This is a genomic window from Tabrizicola fusiformis, assembly GCF_013328815.1.
Taxonomy (GTDB): Bacteria; Pseudomonadota; Alphaproteobacteria; order Rhodobacterales; family Rhodobacteraceae; genus Fuscibacter.
In genome coordinates this window covers 154880-173306 of record NZ_JABUHN010000004.1, presented here as the reverse complement: position 1 = coordinate 173306, position 18427 = coordinate 154880, and the positions used below count along the sequence as shown (strand labels likewise).

16 protein-coding genes are annotated in these 18427 nt (G+C 65.1%); 6 read left to right on the top strand and 10 right to left on the bottom strand.

What is annotated here, in order from left to right; translation table 11 throughout:
• Window positions 1–13: 13 nt before the first annotated feature.
• The 5 genes from HS053_RS07980 to HS053_RS07960 form a co-directional block, all read right to left on the bottom strand.
• The gene (locus HS053_RS07980; RefSeq protein ID WP_174210696.1) at window positions 14–931 is read right to left on the bottom strand and encodes an ABC transporter permease; all 918 of its coding nucleotides are present in this window, start codon (window positions 929–931) and stop codon (window positions 14–16) included.
• The gene (locus HS053_RS07975) at window positions 924–1931 is read right to left on the bottom strand and encodes an ABC transporter permease (protein WP_174210695.1); all 1008 of its coding nucleotides are present in this window, start codon (window positions 1929–1931) and stop codon (window positions 924–926) included. The genes HS053_RS07980 and HS053_RS07975 overlap by 8 nt, the downstream gene beginning before the upstream one ends.
• A 120-nt stretch (window positions 1932–2051) precedes the next feature.
• Window positions 2052–3755, bottom strand: coding sequence for a peptide ABC transporter substrate-binding protein (locus HS053_RS07970; protein WP_174210694.1), 1704 nt, complete (start codon window positions 3753–3755; stop codon window positions 2052–2054).
• Entirely contained in the window at window positions 3752–4807 is a 1056-nt protein-coding gene (locus tag HS053_RS07965; RefSeq protein WP_174210693.1) for an ABC transporter ATP-binding protein, read from the bottom strand. Before HS053_RS07965 ends, HS053_RS07970 begins: the two co-directional genes overlap by 4 nt.
• Window positions 4800–5819 (bottom strand): ABC transporter ATP-binding protein, encoded by a 1020-nt coding sequence (locus HS053_RS07960; protein ID WP_174210692.1) that lies wholly within the window; start codon window positions 5817–5819, stop codon window positions 4800–4802. Before HS053_RS07960 ends, HS053_RS07965 begins: the two co-directional genes overlap by 8 nt.
• Window positions 5820–6044: 225 nt before the next feature.
• Here HS053_RS07960 and argE point away from each other — a divergent pair, with 225 nt between their 5' ends.
• From argE to HS053_RS07935, 5 genes are all read left to right on the top strand, one after another.
• On the top strand, window positions 6045–7205 hold the full coding sequence (gene argE, locus HS053_RS07955; protein WP_174210879.1) for an acetylornithine deacetylase: 1161 nt from the start codon (window positions 6045–6047) through the stop codon (window positions 7203–7205).
• The gene (locus tag HS053_RS07950; RefSeq protein WP_174210691.1) at window positions 7202–8545 is read left to right on the top strand and encodes an NAD(P)/FAD-dependent oxidoreductase; all 1344 of its coding nucleotides are present in this window, start codon (window positions 7202–7204) and stop codon (window positions 8543–8545) included. Before argE ends, HS053_RS07950 begins: the two co-directional genes overlap by 4 nt.
• Before the next feature lie 86 nt (window positions 8546–8631).
• Window positions 8632–9891, top strand: a complete 1260-nt coding sequence (locus HS053_RS07945) for an Hsp70 family protein (protein ID WP_194245527.1) — start codon at window positions 8632–8634, stop codon at window positions 9889–9891.
• A gap of 67 nt (window positions 9892–9958) precedes the next feature.
• On the top strand, window positions 9959–11125 hold the full coding sequence (locus HS053_RS07940) for a M20 aminoacylase family protein (protein WP_174210690.1): 1167 nt from the start codon (window positions 9959–9961) through the stop codon (window positions 11123–11125).
• Between the two features lie 29 nt (window positions 11126–11154).
• Window positions 11155–11589 carry a hypothetical protein gene (locus HS053_RS07935; RefSeq protein WP_174210689.1) on the top strand — a complete coding sequence of 145 codons (435 nt, stop codon included), beginning with the start codon at window positions 11155–11157 and terminating at the stop codon, window positions 11587–11589.
• Between the two features lie 136 nt (window positions 11590–11725).
• Here the strand turns inward: HS053_RS07935 and moaA are convergent, their stop codons facing one another.
• A complete protein-coding gene (gene moaA, locus HS053_RS07930; RefSeq protein WP_174210877.1) occupies window positions 11726–12730 on the bottom strand; it encodes a GTP 3',8-cyclase MoaA in 1005 nt (334 codons plus the stop codon).
• Between the two features lie 91 nt (window positions 12731–12821).
• Between moaA and HS053_RS07925 the strand changes: the two genes are divergently transcribed.
• Window positions 12822–13271 (top strand): hypothetical protein, encoded by a 450-nt coding sequence (locus HS053_RS07925; RefSeq protein ID WP_194245526.1) that lies wholly within the window; start codon window positions 12822–12824, stop codon window positions 13269–13271.
• A 9-nt stretch (window positions 13272–13280) separates the two neighbouring features.
• Here the strand turns inward: HS053_RS07925 and HS053_RS07920 are convergent, their stop codons facing one another.
• The 4 genes from HS053_RS07920 to glmU all read right to left on the bottom strand — a co-directional run bounded on the left by HS053_RS07920 (window position 13281) and on the right by glmU (window position 18392).
• The gene (locus HS053_RS07920) at window positions 13281–14486 is read right to left on the bottom strand and encodes a GTP-binding protein (protein WP_174210688.1); all 1206 of its coding nucleotides are present in this window, start codon (window positions 14484–14486) and stop codon (window positions 13281–13283) included.
• A 77-nt stretch (window positions 14487–14563) separates the two neighbouring features.
• Window positions 14564–15232, bottom strand: coding sequence for a DNA alkylation repair protein (locus tag HS053_RS07915; RefSeq protein ID WP_174210687.1), 669 nt, complete (start codon window positions 15230–15232; stop codon window positions 14564–14566).
• Entirely contained in the window at window positions 15229–17043 is a 1815-nt protein-coding gene (gene glmS / locus HS053_RS07910; protein ID WP_174210686.1) for a glutamine--fructose-6-phosphate transaminase (isomerizing), read from the bottom strand. The genes HS053_RS07915 and glmS overlap by 4 nt, the downstream gene beginning before the upstream one ends.
• On the bottom strand, window positions 17043–18392 hold the full coding sequence (gene glmU, locus HS053_RS07905) for a bifunctional UDP-N-acetylglucosamine diphosphorylase/glucosamine-1-phosphate N-acetyltransferase GlmU (protein WP_174210685.1): 1350 nt from the start codon (window positions 18390–18392) through the stop codon (window positions 17043–17045). The genes glmS and glmU overlap by 1 nt, the downstream gene beginning before the upstream one ends.
• Window positions 18393–18427 lie beyond the last annotated feature (35 nt).

Sequence of the window (18427 nt, the reverse complement as noted above, 5' to 3'; positions counted from 1 at the left end):
ATTTGATCAAATATCAGCGGCCACGGATGCGCGGGTCCAGCGCATCGCGCAACCCGTCGCCGATGTAGTTCACCGACAGCACGGTGATCGAGATGGCAAGGCCCGGCCAGACCACCCGTTCGGGATAGGTGCGGATCGAGTCGATGCCATCATACAGAAGCCGCCCCCAGGTCGGGAAATCGGGCGGAAAGCCAAGGCCAAGGAAGGACAGCACCGATTCCGTGATGATCGCCGCCGCAATCCCCAGCGTCGCCGCCACCAGCACCGGCGACAGCACATTGGGCAGGATGTGGCGCAGGATGATCCGCCGTCCCGGCGTGCCCACCGACCGGGCCGCCAGCACGAATTCCCGCTCTTTCAGCACCAGAACCTCGCCGCGCACCACGCGGGCCGCCTGCATCCAGCTTGTCACCCCGATGGCCAGCACGATCAGCAGGAAGGTGCCCAGCCGCGGCCCCAGCACCGCCGCCGTCGCCTCGGAGAAAAGCATCATCATCACCAGCAGCAGGGGCAGCAGCGGCAGCGCAAGGAACAGGTCCGTCAACCGCATCAGCCACGAGTCCAGCCGTTTGAAGAAGCCCGCCAGCACGCCGATGGTGGTGCCGATGAAGATGGCAACCATCATGGCGACCGATCCGACCGCCAGCGAAATCCGCCCGCCGAACATCATCCGTGCCAGCATGTCGCGGCCCAACTGATCGGTGCCCAAGGGATGCGCCAGACTGGGGCCGAGGTTGCGCGATTTCATCATCTTCACCGTGTTCGTTTCGATGAAGTTGGGGTCGATCCGCCAGATCAGCGGCCCGACCAGCACGAACAGCGCCAGCAGCACCAGCATCACCAAGGCCGCCATCGCGCCCCGGTGGCGGCGGAACTGCGCCCAGACATCGCGCCACTGGCTGCGCGGTTTTTCCAGCGTGATTTCAGTCATAGCGAATCCGGGGGTCGAGGATGCCGTAAAGGATATCGGCGATCAGGTTGAACAGCACGATCAGCACCGCAAAAATGAAGGTGACCGTCTGCACCGTCGGCAGGTCGCTCACATGAATGGCGCCGATCAGAGCGGCGCCGATCCCGTTGATCTTGAAGATATTCTCGGTCACGATCGCGCCGCCGAACACCGTGGGCAGCCCCAGTGCAATGACCGTGACCACCGGGATCAGGCTGTTGCGCAGAACGTGTTTCAGCACCACGACCTTTTCGCCCATGCCCTTGGCGCGGGCGGTGCGGACGTAATCCTGCCCTAGGTTTTCCAGCACCGATGACCTTGTATAGCGGCTGATCTCGGCGGCGTTGAACAGCGCCAGCACGGTCACCGGCAGGGCCATCTGCATGACCATTTTGTAAAAACTGGCAAAGTCGGTGACCTTCAGGTTCGTGTCATAGATCGTCGGGAACCAGCCCAGCTTGACCGCGAAGACAAGGATCAGCACGTTGCCGGTAAAGAAGGTCGGCACCGAAAAACCCGCCATGGCAAAGAAGGTGCCTGCCTGATCGAACCAGCTGTACTGGCGATAGGCCGAATAGATGCCGATGGGCAGCGCGATCAGAATGCCGATCAGATAGGCCGTGCCCACCACGGTCAGCGTCTGCGGCAGACGCTCGCCGATGATGCGGAACACCGGCATCTTGGACTGCCAAGAGATGATCCGCTGCGCGCCCTGCGCGAAATCGGTGCCCAGAAGGGCGTCGATGCCATAAAGCGGCTCGATCCAGAAAAACTGTTTAAGCCAAAGCACATAGCGCACCATGACCGGCTGATCCGCGCCCATGGCGGCGATCATCTTCTGGCGCACCTCGGGCGGCACGGTCAGCGGGATCTCCGACAGCGGCGATCCGGGTGCCATGTCCACCAGAAGGAAGATCACCAGCGAGATCAGCAAGAGCGTCGGGATCGCCGCAAGCAATCGGCGGAGCGTATATGTCAGCATGGGGCCCCCTGGCGGCAGGAAGTCGTCGCCCTGCGGCGGCTTGGGTCAAGGATTGGAACAAGGATGCAAAGAGGAGGGGCGCGGCGGGCGGATGTCCCGCTCGCCGCGCCCCGGGTCAGATCACTTCACGCGGGTCCAGTCCTGCGCGTTCCACAGTTCGGCGTCCCACGAGTTCATCACGAACCCGCCCAGAGCGTTGGATTGCGCCGAGAAGCGGCCACGGTCCACCAGCGGGATCACGACGTTGCTGTCCTTGGTCAGCATGTCGTTCAGCTTCTTCACCAGAGCGCCGCGCGCTTCGATGCCGTTGGTGACGGACAGTTCCTTGACCAGGGCGTCATAGGCCGGGTCGCAGAAACGGTTGACGTTTTCACCCTGCCACTGATTTTCCGGGCCGGGGATCTTGTTGCACAGATACTGGGCCATATAGGGCTCGGCATCGGTGCCGTCGAAGTTGTTGGCATACATCTCGACATCGGCATAGAACTTCTGGAAGGTGTCGGGCGAAGCCGCGTCACCGCCAAAGAACACGCCCGGGTCGATCGCCTTCAGCTCGACTTCGATGCCGATTTCGTTCCACCAGCCCTTGATCAGCGCCTGGAAGTCCTGACGCACGGGGTTGACGGTGGTCTGGTAGACGATCGACAGCTTCTTGCCGTCCTTGTCCACGATGCCGTCGCCGTCGCTGTCGGTCCAGCCGGCTTCGGCCAGAAGAGCCTTGGCGCCTTCCAGATCCTGGGTCAGACAGTCGGTGTTCTCCGAAGCCTGATAGGCCGGGGCGGGCACCAGGTTGCAGGTCGGACGGCCGGCGCCGCCATAGCCGATGTCCACCAGCGCCTGACGGTCAATCGCCTTGGACAGGGCCGCGCGCACCTTGGCATCCGAGAAGATCGGGTGCGGGTGCTTGGTCGTCGAACGCTCGCCTTCGGCGAGTTCCGCCGACGGGTCGGTCATGTTGATCTCGACCCGCTCAACCAGCGTGCCGAAGGCATTGACGAACTTGCCCTTGCCGCCGGCTTCCATCTGGGCCTGCTGCTCGGGGTTGATCTGGGTGTTCCAGGCATAGTCGAACTCGCCCGTTTCCATCACGGCCGAGGCCGCGGCCAGCGCATCGCCGCCGCCCTTCAGCGTGACGGTGGCAAAGGCGGGCTTGGCCGGGTCACGGTAGTTGGGGTTGGCGGCCAGCGTCACCACGTCGTTCACCTTGAAATCGGTGACCATGAACGGGCCGGTGCCGATTGGCTTCGAGTTCTGCTCGGTGCAGGTCGAGGCGGCAGCGCCAAGGCAATTGGCGAATTGCGCCTTTTGCAGGATCGGCGCGGTGCCGCCGGTGAAGGGCTGATAGGGATAGGGCTTCGGCCCTTCGAAGTTGACGACCACGGTCAGGTCATCGGGGGTATCGACCGATTTAACGCCTTCATATTTGGCGCCCTGGGCGCAGCCGCCGCCTTCGGCGGTGCAATATTCCCAGGTGAATTTCACGTCGGCCGAGGTGACCGGGGTGCCATCGGACCAGACCAGACCCGGCTTCAGCTTCCAGGTGATCGAGGTCAGGTCGGCTGCAACGCCGCCGTTTTCGACCGTCGGGATGCTTTCGGCCAGACGCGGGAACAGCACGCCGTCCTGGTCAAAGCCGGCCAGCGGCTCCAGCACGAGGGAGCCGGCTTCCACGTCTTTGGTGCCCGAGGACAGATAGGCGTTCAGCGTCGAGACGGCCTGATAATACAGAATCTTGACTTCGCCGTCGCTGCCGCGCTCGGCATGGGCGGCGGGCGCAAAGGCAAGCGCCGCGGCGGCCCCCAGAAGGGCTGTTTTCAATTTCATTGGGTCACTCCTTGTTGATTATGCTCTGTGGCCTCGGTTCCGCCGGTTGATCCGGCGGCAGGTTTGGTTTCGCTGTAAAGGTGGCAGGCCACAAAGCGGCCCGGCTCGACCTCGGACAATTCGGGTTTCACCGCCCGGCACAGGTCAAAGACCTTCGGGCAGCGGGTGCAGAAGTTGCAGCCCTTGGGCGGGTTGGCGGGCGAGGGCACATCGCCTTTCAGGATGATGCGCTGGCGCCGGGCCAGAGAGGGGTCCGGCTCGTTCACCGCCGACAAGAGCGCCTCGGCATAGGGGTGCAGCGGGCGGGCATAAAGCGCGTCGCGGGGGCTGAGTTCGGCGATCCGGCCCAGATACATCACCGCAACCCGGCTGGCGAGGTGACGCACCATGGAAAGGTCATGGCTGATAAAAAGATAGGTCAGGCCAAGCCGGTCCTGCAGGTCTTCCAGAAGGTTGACCACCTGCGCCTGAATAGACACGTCCAGCGCGGCAATGGGTTCGTCGCAGACGATGAACTTGGGGTTCAGCGCCAGCGCCCGGGCGATGCCGATGCGCTGCCGCTGGCCGCCGGAAAATTCATGCGGATAGCGGTTGGCAAAGCGGCGGTTCAGCCCGACCTGATCCATCAGTTCAAAGATGCGCTGCATCTGCTGCTGCGGCGACTGGCCGGTGTGTTCGCTGAGAGGTTCGCCAATGATCTGGGCCAGCGTCATGCGCGGGTTCAGGCTGGCTTGCGGATCCTGAAACACCATCTGCATGGTCGGCCGTTTCTGCCGCAGCTTTTCGGGCGAGAGGCTCGCCACATCCTCGCCGTCGATCACCACGCGGCCCGCCGTGGGTTCGTATAGCCGCAGAAGCGCGCGGCCGACGGTGGACTTGCCGCAGCCCGACTCGCCCACAAGACCCAGCGTCTCGCCCTGCGGAATGGCAAAGCTGACGCCATCCACCGCCTTCACATCGCCGGTATGGCGGCGCAGCACGCCGGTATGGATCGGGAAATACATCTTCAGGTTTTCGACCTGAACCAGCGGCGGCGGTGCGGCGTCAAGCATGGGCGACCTCCGCGCTTTGCGCGCTCCAGTGGCAGGCAACGTCATGGCCCAGCCCCAGCGCCGCGCTGTCCACCGGATGGCGCAGCGGGTTCTGATGGGCGCAAACCTCAAGCGCATGGGCGCAGCGGGCGCGGAACGGGCAAGAGGTGGGTTCCGCCATCAGGATCGGCGGCTGACCTTCGATCACCTGCAGGCGGCTGGCGCGGGCGCCGTGGATCGACGGAATGGTTTTCAGAAGCGCCCGCGTATAGGGGTGCTGCGGATGGGCGAACAATTCCTTGACCGGGGCATGTTCCACCACCTGCCCGCCATACATCACCATCACCCGGTCGGCGATGGCGGCGATGACGCCAAGGTCATGGGTGATCCAGATGATCGCCATGCCCAGCTTTTGCCGAAGCTCTTTCACCAGTTCCAGAATCTGCGCCTGAATGGTCACGTCCAGCGCGGTGGTGGGTTCGTCCGCGATCAGCACATCCGGGTCGCAGGCCAGCGCAATGGCGATCATCACCCGCTGCCGCATCCCGCCGGAGAACTGGTGCGGATAGGATTTCAGCCGTTTTGCCGCATCGGGAATGCCCACAAGCTCCAGCAGTTCCACCGCCCGGTCGCGGGCCTGCGCCTTGGTCATGCCCTTGTGCGTCAGCAAAGGCTCCATGATCTGGTTGCCCACGGTAAAGACCGGATTCAGGCTGGTCATCGGGTCTTGAAACACGAAACCGATCTTGGCGCCGCGCACCTGCCGCAGCTCTGCGGCATCGACTTTCAACAGGTCACGCCCGGCCAGCAGCACCTGACCGGCCCGCACCTCCGCAGGGGGCGAGGGCAGAAGGCCGATCAGCGACATCATCGTCACCGACTTGCCCGAACCGCTTTCACCCACAACGCCCAGCAATTCACCGGGTTTCAGATGAAAGCTGACCGAGTTGACGGCGTGAATCTCACCCGCGCGGGTTCGGAAAACGGTCTTAAGACCCCGGACATCAAGAACGGGCACGGCCCCATCGGGCATATGATACTCCCCAGGTCTTTGTTATTCTTTATTTTTATCAGGTTCGGTCGTTGCCGCACCCATCGCTTGCGGGAAGTCTTCCCGATTTTGAAGCCCCTATCAATCCCGATTTTGGGCTGCAAACCAGAGCGTTCTTTCGTCATTCTGCCGATGCAGAGCAACATTTTGCCAAGGATTGACAGGGATCGTGGGCCGCATCACCTTCGGCCCCAAGATATGGGGTGCCTGATGGACAAGCTTACGCAGCGTCAACTTCTCGACAAGCTGGTTTCCTTCCCGACCGTGAGTCGCGGATCGAACCTTGAACTGGTCGATTGGCTGGAGGGCTATCTGACCGGCCATGGCATCACCTGTCACCGCCACTGGAACGAGGACCGCCAGAAGGCCGCGCTGATGGCCCATGCCGGGCCGATGGTGCCGGGGGCGGTGGTGCTGTCGGGCCATTCCGATGTGGTGCCGGTGGACGGGCAAGACTGGACCAGCGACCCTTGGACGGTGGTGGAACGCGACGGGCGGCTTTACGGGCGCGGCACCTGCGACATGAAGGGCTATGTCGCGCTGGCCGTCTGGGCGCTGGTCGAGGCGCAGGGCAGGGGGGTGACACGCCCGCTGCAACTGGCGTTGAGTTATGATGAGGAACTGGGCTGCACCGGCGCCCCGCCGATGATTCAGACGATGAAGCAGGTGTTGCCGCTGGGTTCTGTCGCGCTGATTGGCGAACCCAGCCGCATGGCGCTGATCAACGGGCACAAGGGCGGCACCGGCTATCATGTGCATGTGAAGGGGTTTGAGGTGCACAGCTCGCTTCTGCCCTACGGCGTCTCGGCGGTGATGGAGGGCGCGCGGCTGATTCATTGGCTGAACGAGCGGAATGCCGAGATTCAGGCCAAGCCCCCCAGCCCGGCAGCGGCGGCCTTTCATCCGCCCTTTACCACGCTGCATGTCGGCCAGATTGCGGGCGGCACGGCGAACAACATCACCGCCGCCGATTGCCGTTTCTCCATCGAAATGCGGGTGGTGCCGGATGAAATCCTCGAACATCACGCGGAAGCGGTGGTTGACGCAGCGGCGCGGATTGAAGGGGCGATGCAGGCCATCCGGCCCGAGGCCGGGATTACCCTGACGCGGTTCTTCGGGGTGCCCGCCCTGAAACCCGAAGCAGGCGGCGCGGCCGAGGCGCTGGTGCGGCGGCTGACCGGGGCCAATGCGGCGGGCGTCGTCAGCTATGGCACCGAGGCGGGGCAGTTTCAGGAGGCAGGCTATTCCGCCGTGGTCTGCGGGCCGGGCGATATCGCGCAGGCCCACCAACCGGATGAGTTCCTTGAGGTCTCCGAGTTTCAGGCGGGCATCCGCTTTATGGAGGCGTTGCTGGAGGATCTGGGATGAGCTTTCCGATCTCCGAGGCGACGCCCATCCGCCACCCCGGCCCGCCGCCGCGTGAAACCGATGTGGTGGTGGTTGGCGGCGGTGTCGTGGGGGTAATGACCGCGTGGTATCTCGCCGAACGCGGGCTGCGGGTGGTCTTGTGCGAAAAAGGCCGGATCGCGGGCGAACAATCCAGCCGCAACTGGGGCTGGGTGCGCCAGCAGGGCCGCGATTTTGCCGAACTGCCGATCATGATGGAATCCATGCGCCTCTGGCAGGGGCTGACGCAGGAACTTGGCCCCGGACTGGGCTTCCGGCAGGAGGGCGTGGTTTACCTTGCCCGCAGCGAAGCCGAGATGGCCGGGTTCGAGGCGTGGCGGGCCGAAGCGGCGGGACATGGGCTGGACAGCCGGATGATGCGCCGCGCCGATGTGGCGCAGGCCATTCCGGGCGGCGGTGACCCTTGGCTGGGCGGGCTGATCACGCCCTCTGATGCCCGGGCCGAACCTTGGGCGGCGGTGCCGCTGATGGCGGCAGGGGCGGTGGCGCGCGGGGCGGTGATCGTCGAGAACTGCGCCGTCCGCAGGTTGGACCTTGCCGCAGGCCGGGTGGCGGGCGTGGTCACCGAGGAGGGACGCATCGGCTGCGCGCAGGTGGTGGTGGCCGGTGGCGCGTGGTCGTCACTGTTCCTGCGGGCGCACGGCGTAGTGATCCCGCAACTGGCCGTCCTCGCTTCGGTCGCGCAAAGCGAGCCGATGGCGCAGGTCTTTGCCGGCAATGCCGCCGATGACCGCTTTGCCTTCCGCCGCCGGGCCGATGGCGGCTATACGCTGGCGCCGGGGGCGAGCCATGATTTCTTCATCGGCCCCGATGCCTTCCGGCATTTCGGCGCCTTCCTGCCCGTCCTGAAAAAGGATTTCAGGTCAACCAACTTCCGCCCCGCCGCCCCGCGCGGCTATCCTGACGCATGGTCCACGCCGCGCAAATGGGCGGCGGATGAGGTTTCGCCCTTTGAACGTCTGCGGGTGCTGAACCCGGCGCCGAATATGGCCGCGCTGCGCAAGGTTCAGGATGATTTCGCTGCGGCCCTTCCCGCCCTTGGCCGCCCGAAACTGCGCAAGACATGGGCCGGGATGATCGACACCATGCCCGACGTGGTGCCGGTGATCGACCGTATCCCCGCGATTCCCGGCCTTGTGGTGGCCACGGGGATGAGCGGCCATGGTTTCGGCATCGGCCCCGGCATCGGCCGGGTGGTGGCCGATCTGGTGGCGGATCAGCCGGTGGGCCATGACCTGCACCGCTTCCGCTTTGCCCGCTTTTCGGATGGCACGCGGCTGGCGCCGGGGCCGACGCTGTAGCTGCTGCGTCATGGATATTTGGGCCAAGATGAAATCGCAAAACCTTTACAAGGCGATGGCACAGCGCTAACCGGGCGGCTTTCGCTTTGGAGAGCATCATAGGCGCGCAATTCTGCGGCATCGACTTTGGCACCTCGAACTCGACGGTGGCGCTGGCCGACGCTTCGGGGGCGCGGCTGATCGCGCTGGAGGGGACGGCGGTTACCCTGCCCTCGGCGGTGTTCTGGGAGCCGGGGGCGCCGCAGCTTTACGGGCGCGCCGCGATTGCGGCCTATCTTGAGGGGCAGGACGGGCGGCTGATGCGCGGGCTGAAATCCACGCTCGGCTCGGGTCTGGTCAATGACAAGACCTCGGTCGGCGGGCGGGCGGTGTCGTTCCGCGACGTGCTGGCGCGCTTCATCGGCCATCTGCGGAAGGCACAACAGGCAGCGGCGCCGGGGCTGGATCAGGTCGTGCTGGGCCGCCCGGTGCATTTCGTCGATGGCGATGCGGCGGCAGATACCGCCGCCGAATCCGTTCTGGCGGAAATTGCCCGCGACTGTGGCTGGCGCGAGGTGGCCTTCCAGTTCGAGCCGATCGCGGCGGCGCTGCATTATGAAACCACCGTGCCGCGCGAGGAACTGGTGCTGATCGTCGATATCGGCGGCGGCACCTCGGACGTGTCGGTGGTGCGGGTCGGTCCGGGGCGGGCGGCGCAGGCCGACCGGGCGGGGGATATCCTTGGCAATGACGGTATCCGGGTGGGCGGCACCGATTTTGACCGGCAACTGAGCCTGGCCGAGGTGATGCCGCATCTGGGCTTCCTTGCCCCCACCCGCAGCGGCGGGGTGATGCCGCGCCATTACTACCTTGACCTTGCCACCTGGCACCGGATCAACGCGCTTTACACCGCCCGCACCGCCAGCGACCTCAAGGCGCTGCGGGCCGAGGTGTTGCGCCCTGAACTGATCGACCGGCTGGCCCGGTTGGTCGAGGCGCGGCAGGGCCATGCGCTGGCCATGCGGGTGGAAGAGGCCAAGATCGCGCTGTCGGGCGCCGAAGCGGTGCGGCTGGCGCTGTCGGATCTGACCGGCGGCCCCAATCCGATGGTGCGCCGCGACGGGTTTGAGGCGGCAGCCGAGGCGCTGGTGGCCCGGGTGCGTGGGCTTTTGTCGGATGTGCTGGCACAGGCTGGCATCGCCACCGATGCCATCGGCACCGTCTTCATGACCGGCGGTTCCAGCGGCCTGCCGGTCTTGCACCGTGTGGTGGCAGAGGTGCTGCCCGGCGTGCCGGTGGCGACGGGCGACATGCTCGGCTCGGTCGGGACCGGGCTGGCGCTGGAGGCGCGGCGGCGTTTCGGCTGAGAGGGGCCAGACGGGGGGTTGCGGGCGGGCGGGCTTTGTCACAGGCTTGTCGCAAAGGAGACCCCCCATGCCCGTCAAGAACCGCTTCGCCGAACTCTTGCCCGAAATCGCCGGCTGGCGCCGCGATTTCCACGAACACCCCGAATTGCTGTTCGAGGTCCACCGCACCGCCGCCAAAGTGGCCGAACTCTGCCGCAGCTTCGGCTGTGATGAAGTCACCGAGGGCATCGGCCGCACCGGCGTTGTCGCCGTGATCAAGGGCAAGACCGATACAGCGGGCAAGGTCGTGGGCCTGCGCGCCGATATGGATGCGCTGCCGATCATCGAACAGACCGGCGTCGCCTATGCCTCGAAAACCCCCGGTGCGATGCATGCCTGCGGCCATGACGGCCATACGGCCATGCTGCTGGGGGCTGCCAAATATCTGGCCGAGACGCGGAATTTCGACGGCACCGTGGTCTGCATCTTCCAGCCCGCCGAAGAGGGCGGCGGCGGCGGGCGCGAGATGTGCGCCGATGGCATGATGGAGCGTTGGAATATTCAGGAAGTCTACGGGATGCACAACATGCCCGGCATCCCGGTGGGCCATTTCGCCATCCGCCCCGGCGCCATGATGGCGGCGGCGGATCAGTTCGAAATCGTGGTGACCGGCAAGGGCGGCCATGCGGCCAAGCCCCATGACTGCGTCGATACCACCGTGGTCGCCGCCCATATCGTGGTGGCGCTGCAAACCATCGCCAGCCGCAACGTCGATCCCCTGAAGCAGGTCGTCGTCTCGGTCTGCACCGTGGCCACCGACAGCACCGCGCATAACGTCATCCCGCAGGTGGTCAAGATGAAGGGCACCGTGCGCACCATGGATTTCGCGGTGCAGGATTTCGTGGAACAGCGCATCGGCGAGATCGTGCAGGGCACCGCCCTTGCCTTGGGTGCCCGGGCCGAGGTGCATTATGCGCGCGGCTATCCGGTGACGGTCAATGCCCCCGAAAACACCGATTACGCCGCCGAAGTGGCCAAGGCCGTCTCGGGCCATGTCGATACCGACACCCCGCCCCTGATGGGGGCCGAGGATTTCAGCTTCATGCTGCTGGAACGCCCCGGCGCCTATATCTTCATGGGCAACGGCGATACGGCGATGGTCCACCACCCCGCCTATAATTTCGATGACAACGCTATTCCCTTCGGGTCAAGCTGGTATGCCGGCATGGCCGAAGCGCGGATGCCGGCAAGGTAACCCCGGCAAGGGGAAAGGGAGCGAGTGACATGAGAACAGGACTGACCGCATTCTGCATCACGGTGGCCCTTGCGGTTTCGGCCCCCGCCGCCCGGGCCGAAAAGAGCTTCACCATCCCGGTGGACAAGGACTTCACCGACCTCGACCTGACATGGAGCAACGGCAGGGCCACCTGGCGCGGGGTCTGGACCGTGATTCTGGGGCCGGACAAGAAGATTGCCCTCTGTGGCGCGGGTGCGGTCATGGATGCGGGCGCGGCAACGGTCAATGCCAAGTGGCAGAACGGCATGCGGCTGAAGCTGAACGGCAAGGTGATTCACAAGGGCATCGGCCATTTCACCAAACTGAAAAGCACCGACGACCCCCGCAAGGCCAAGGCGACCTGCCTCTCCACCGGCGTCGCAGCGCCCAAGGGCAAGGCGGAGTTGATGCTGCAATCCTCGCCGATGAACGAGAGGTTCTGAACGGCGCAGCCCGGTTCAGGCGTCGGCTGCCTCCGGCGGGGATATTTGGGCCAAGATGAAATTGCCGGTTTTCATCTTGGCTCAAAATATCCCGGGGTCCGGGGCTGGCCCCGGTCCGCCGCATGGGCAGGGCGCGTCAGCCGCCGGTATGGCTCATATGGCGGGTCATTTGCCCCGCGATCTTCTGGCGGGAATAGTCGAAGTCATGGCCCTTGGGTTTGCGGGCGATGGCATTGCGGATCGCCTGTTCCACCAGCACATCCTCGGGGCTGGCACGCAGGGGCGCGCGCAGGTCGGCCATGTCTTCCTGCCCGAGGCACATATACAGCTCGCCAGTGCAGGTCAGCCGCACGCGGTTGCAGCTTTCGCAGAAATTATGGGTCAGCGGCGTGATGAAGCCGATGCGCTGCCCGGTTTCCAGAAGCCGCACATAGCGGGCCGGGCCGCCGGTGCGGTCGGCCAGATCGCGCAGGGTATAGCGGCTTTCCAGCCGGGTGCGCAGATCCTTCAGGCTCCAGTATTGGTCCAGCCGCTGCACCTCGCCCATGTCGCCCATCGGCATGACCTCGATGAAGGTCAGGTCATGGCCGTCGCGGGCGCACCATTCGGCCAGCGTGAACAGTTCGTCATCATTCACGCCTTTCAGGGCCACGGCATTGATCTTGACCGCCAGCCCCGCCTCTTTGGCTGCCGCGATGCCGTCCAGCACCTGACCCAGACGGCCCCAGCGCGTCACCTCAGCGAATTTCGCCGCATCCAGCGTGTCGAGCGAGACATTGACTCGCCGCACCCCCACCGCCGCCAGATCGGCGGCATAGCGGCGCAACTGGCTGCCGTTGGTGGTCAGTGTCAATTCCTTCAGCGCGCCCGATTGCAGATGGCGGCCCATCGCCTCGAAAAACGTCAGGATGCCCTTGCGCACCAAGGGCTCGCCCCCGGTGATCCGCAGCTTCTGCACCCCCATCCGCACGAAGGCGGAACAGAGCCGGTCCAACTCTTCAAGGCTGAGAAGTTCCGCCTTGGGCAGAAAGGTCATGTGTTCGGTCATGCAATAGGTGCAGCGGAAATCACAGCGGTCGGTGACCGAGACCCGCAGATAGCTGATCGCGCGGGCGAAGGGATCGACAAGGGGCGGCGGCATATCCATGCTGCAAAGTTAGGCGTCACGCGGCGCCGCGACAAGGCGGAATACGCCGGTTGATCGGCAAGGGGCGGCAGACTAACGTCGCAGGATGAGAAATTCGATCGCCGTGATGGCCCCGCTTGTCTTGTCGCTTGGCGCCTGCGGGCTGGCGCCCAAGCCTGCTGCCCCGCCGGTCGCCATCATCGACCCGGCCCCGGTGACCGCCACGACGCTGCCCGCCTTGGGCGCCGGTCAGCCTGTGGCAGCGCTGGATCAGACGAGCGCTGCCGACAAGTCCGCCGCCACCGCGCCTAAGGCGGGCGGGCGTGAATTGGGCCGGGTTTCAGTCGCGCTTGGCAGCCCGGCCGAGCAGGGGTTCTGGCTCACCTCGCCCTTGGTCACAGTGGCGAGCAAGGGGCGTGTTGTCACTGCAAGCGGGGCGCAGGTGGCCGTGGAGCTGCGCCCGGGGCAGGGCGGGGCGCTGTTGTCGCTGGCGGCTTACCGCGCCCTTGGCCTTGCGCTGACCGATCTGCCGGAAGTGACGGTCTTCATCGACTGAGAAGGGCGCTCATGCCGCGGCCTGCGCCCGCCAGACTGGGAAAGGGTCGGGCAGATCGGCCCAATCGGCGGGGGTGAAATCCGTCGCCTGAACCAGCGCCGCATCCAGCCGGGCCGTCAGCGCGGCCTGGTCCAGACCCTGCCCGATGAAGACCAGTTCCTGCCGACGGTCGCCCCATGGCTCCACCCATTGCCGTTCGATCTCGGCTCGCGCTTCGGGGTGGGTCGGCAGGCGCGCAGGCGGAACCGCCGCCCACCAGCGGCCCAGCGGCGCCACCGAAGACATGACCCCGGCCAGCGAAAACTCGCCCGCCCAATCCGGGCGGCTGGCCAGCCAGAAATGCCCCTTGGCCCGGATCACCCCCGGCAGGTCGCCATTCAGCAGGGCATGAAGTTTGGCCGGATCAAACGGCCGCCGCGCCCGGTAGACGAAAGAGGAAATGCCGTATTCCTCGGTCTCGGGCTGATGGCTGGCAAAACCGTAAAGCTCTTGCGCCCAGAGCGGATGTTCCTGTGCGCGGTCAAAGTCAAAGAGTCCGGTGTCAAAGATCGCATCCACCGGCACCCTTGCCTGATCCGCCTCGATCAGGCGGGCGCCGGGGTTCAGCGCCTTGATGATCCGCCGCGCCGCCGCCGCGCGGTCCGGTCCGGCATCGCCGACCTTGTTCAGGATCACCACATCGGCAAATTCGATCTGATCCGTCAGCAGGTTGACCAGCGTGCGGCCATCTTCCTCGCCCAGACTTTCGCCCCGGTCGGCAAGGAAATCATGGCTGGAAAAATCGCGCGTCAGGTTGATCGCATCGACCACCGTCACCATGCAATCCAGCCGCGCCACATCTGACAGGCTTTCGCCTTCCGCATCCCGGAAATCAAAGGTCGCGGCGACCGGCATCGGCTCGGCAATGCCGGTGGATTCGATCAGCAGCCAGTCGAACCGGCCTTCGGCGGCAAGGCGGCGCACCTCTGACAGAAGATCATCGCGCAGGGTGCAGCAGATGCAGCCATTGGTCATCTCGACCAGTTTTTCTTCGGCCCGCGACAGGGTGCTGCCCTCGCGGATCAGATCGGCGTCGATGTTCACCTCGGACATGTCGTTGACGATCACCGCCACCCGCCGGCCTTCGCGGTTGTTCAGGATATGGTTCATCAGCGTGGTCTTTCCGGCGCCGAGGAAACCAGACAGCACAGTGACGGGAAGGCGGGGATCGGGCATGGGGGACTCCATTTTATGTTATAACATAACATAAAATGAACAAATGCAGGCTGCAACCCCCGGCGCGGGGCCGCGTTTCAGAGGTATTTCGTGGCTTCCTTGCGGGCAAAGCCCTTCATCGCGGCGCCGTGTTCGGCCAGAAACTGCCGCACCCGGTCGGCGTCATGCTTGGACAGGTCGCGCAGCCACCAACCGATGGCCTTCTGGATGAACCAGTCGCGGTCGGCAACATAGGCGGCGGCCCAACCAAGCACCTGTTCGCGGATCGCCAGATCCTGCGGCTTAAGAAAGTTCATCTTGGCCCAGGGCAGGGTGATGACCAGCGCGGCGCGGCGGGTCCACATGTTTTCCGCCGTGGTCCAGCCCGCCACCTCTTCCACCCGCGACGGATCGGCCAGCAACCGCCGTCCACCCGCGTCGCAGGCGTGGTCGGCAATCGCCCAGGCATCGAATTGCGGCACCCATGAGCAGATCAGCGCCCAGGCCCCGTCATCAGGCCGCAACCGCGCCTGCGTGAGCAGTTTGGCAGAGGCGATCCGCGCTTCGTGAATGTCGGTCTGCCACAGCGCATCGGCCAGTGCCACCCGCTCTTCCACCGTCCGTTCGGCCCGCCAGCCATTGGCCAGCTCGGTGATCTGCGGCACCGCGACGCCCAGATAGCGCCGCGGCGCCTTGTGATAGGCCGCCATCTCGGCCGCCTTGGCCGGATCGGCCAGCGCCTCAAGCGCTTGCAATTCCACGCTCATTCCACCGTCACCGATTTCGCCAGATTGCGCGGCTGGTCCACGTCGGTGCCCTTCGCAATTGCGGTGTGATAGGCCAGAAGCTGGGCGGGCACCGAATAGAGAATCGGCGCAAAGGCGCTGTCGCAGGCGGGCAGGGTGAGGGTTTTCCAGCAGCCCTTGCCGGCCTCGGCCACGCCCTGCGCGTCGGAAATCAGCAGAACCTTGCCATGGCGGGCCATGACTTCCTGCATGTTCGACACGGTTTTTTCAAACAGCGCATCGCGCGGCGCCAGCACGATCACCGGCACCTGCGCGTCGATCAGGGCGATGGGGCCATGCTTCAACTCGCCCGAGGCATAGCCTTCGGCGTGGATATAGCTGATTTCCTTCAGCTTCAGCGCCCCTTCCAGCGCCAGCGGATACATCGACCCGCGGCCAAGGAAGAGGATGTCCTGCGCCTTGGCCAGATCGCTCGCCAGCGCCGCGATATCGCCCGACAGGCCCAACGTGTGGTTCATCAGCCCCGGCAGCGCCGCCAGCGCCCCCAGATGCGCGGCAAGATCGGCAGGCGCCAGCCGCCCCCGGTCCAGCGCCGCCTTGAGCGCCAGAAGCGCCAGCACCGTCAACTGGCAGGTAAAGGCTTTGGTCGAGGCGACGCCCACCTCAACCCCCGCCAGAATGGGCAGCGCAAGGTCGCTTTCCCGCGCGATGGACGAGGTGGGCACGTTCACCACCGAAACCACCTTGGCCACCTTGCCGCTGGCATAGCGCAGGGCGGCCAGCGTATCGGCCGTCTCGCCCGACTGGCTGACGAACAGCGCCCAACTGCGGTCCGACAGCGGCGGTTCGCGGTAGCGGAATTCCGAGGCGATATCGACCTCGCAGGGCAGGCCCGCAATCTGCTCGAACCAGTATTTCGCCACAAGGCAGGCGTAAGAGGCGGTGCCGCAGGCCACCAGCGTCAGCCGGTCAACCCCGGTGAAATCCACCTCGGCGGGCAGGTTCGGGGCGCCGTCCTGAACGTAATGTTTCAGGGCATCGGCGATCACCACCGGCTGCTCGGCGATTTCCTTGGCCATGAAATGCTTGTAACCGCCCTTTTCGATCCGGGTGGCGTCGATCTGGATGCGGGTTTCGGCCCGGTTGGCCAGACGGCCCGCGGCATCGTAAATCTGCGCGCCCGCGCGGGTGATCACCGCCCAGTCGCCCTCTTCCAGATAGGTGATGCGGTCGGTCATCGGCGCCAGCGCGATGGCGTCCGAGCCCACGAACATCTCGCCCTCGCCATGGCCGATGGCCAAGGGGCTGCCCTTACGGGCGGCGATCATCAGATCTTCCTCGCCGTCAAACAGGAAGCACAGGGCAAAGGCGCCGTGCAGGCGGGTCAGCGTCTCGCGTGCTGCGTCCACCGGCGACAGGCCGCGGTCCATGAACATCCGCAGCACAAGGGCGACGGTTTCGGTATCGGTCTGCGATTCCGGGGTCAGGCCCGCCGCCGTCACCTCTTCGCGCAGCTCGCGGAAGTTCTCGATGATGCCGTTATGCACCACGGCGACGGGACCAGAGCGGTGGGGGTGCGCATTCACCGTGGTTGCAGCGCCGTGGGTTGCCCAGCGGGTGTGGCCGATGCCGGATTTGCCCGCCAGCGGTTCATGCACCAGCAGGTCCGACAGGTTCACCAGCTTGCCCACCGCGCGGCGGCGGTCCAGCCGCCCGCGGTTGACCGTGGCGATGCCGGCCGAATCGTAACCGCGATATTCCAGCCGCTTCAGCGCCTCGACGATCAGCGGCGCCACTTCATGGTTGCCCAGAACGCCCACAATCCCGCACATCAGACTTTCCCCTTCGCGGCCTTGATGGCCTTCAACCGTTCAAACAATTTCGTGGCCAGCCCCGGCTTGGTCACCTGTTTCGCCCGCCCCAGCGCCACCGCCTCGGCCGGCACATCCTCGGTGATGACCGAACCCGAGCCGGTCAGCGCGCCATCGCCCACCGTCACCGGCGCCACCAGCATGGTATCCGAGCCGATGAACACACGTTTTCCGATGCGGGTGCGGTGCTTCATCACGCCATCATAATTGCAGGTGACGGTTCCCGCGCCGATATTGGTGAATTCGCCCACATCCGCATCGCCGATATAAGAGAGGTGGCCGACCTTCACGCCCTCGTCCAGAATGGCGTTCTTGATTTCCACGAAATTGCCGACATGCACGTCTTCGGCCAGTTCCGCCCCCGGACGCAGCCGGGCAAAGGGGCCGACATCGGCGCCGCGTGATACATGGCAGCCCTCAAGATGGCAGAAACCCTTGATCTCGGCCCCGGATTCGATGGTCACCCCCGGCCCGAACAGCACATGCGGCCCGATGATGGCATCGCGCCCCACATGGGTATCCAGCGCGAAGAACACGGTTTCCGGCGCCGTCAGGGTGACGCCATTGTCCAGCGCCTCGGCCCGGGCGCGGGCCTGAAAAGCCGCCTCGGCCTCGGCCAGTTGCTGACGGGTGTTGACGCCAAGGGTTTCCGCCTCATCGCAGATCACCACGCCTGCGGACAATCCGCGACGGCGGGCCAGTTCCACGATATCGGTCAGGTAATATTCCCCCGCCGTATTGGCATTGCCCACCTCTGCCACCAGCGACAGCAAGGTTTGCACATCGGCACAGACCACACCGGAATTGCACAATGTGACCGAACGTTCGGCTTCGCTGGCCTCTTTATACTCGACAATCCGCTCAAGTGAATTACCGTTCACAATCAGACGGCCATAACGGCCGGGGTCGCGCGCCTCAAACCCCAGAATGACCACGGCATGTTCGCTGCGCGCCGCCAGCATCGCCGCCAGCGTCTCGGGGCGGATGAAGGGTGTATCGCCATAAAGCACGATGGCTTCGCCTGTGGCGCCTGCCAAAAGGGGTGCCGCCTGTGCCACGGCATGGGCGGTGCCCAGTTGCGGCTCTTGCATGACGCATTCCGCCGCCTCGTCATAGGTCGCTGCCGCCCGGGCCACCTCTTCGGCGCCGTGGCCGGTCACCACGACGATGCGCGACGGCTCCAGCGCCCGGCCCGCCGCCAGAGCATGGTGCAACAGCGGCGCCGCCGCCACCTTGTGCAGCGCCTTGGGCAGGTCGGAATTCATCCGTGTGCCCATGCCTGCCGCCAGAACGATCAGCGAAACCGCCATGCCTGCCTCTTTCTTTTCTGTTGCGCCCGTTTTAC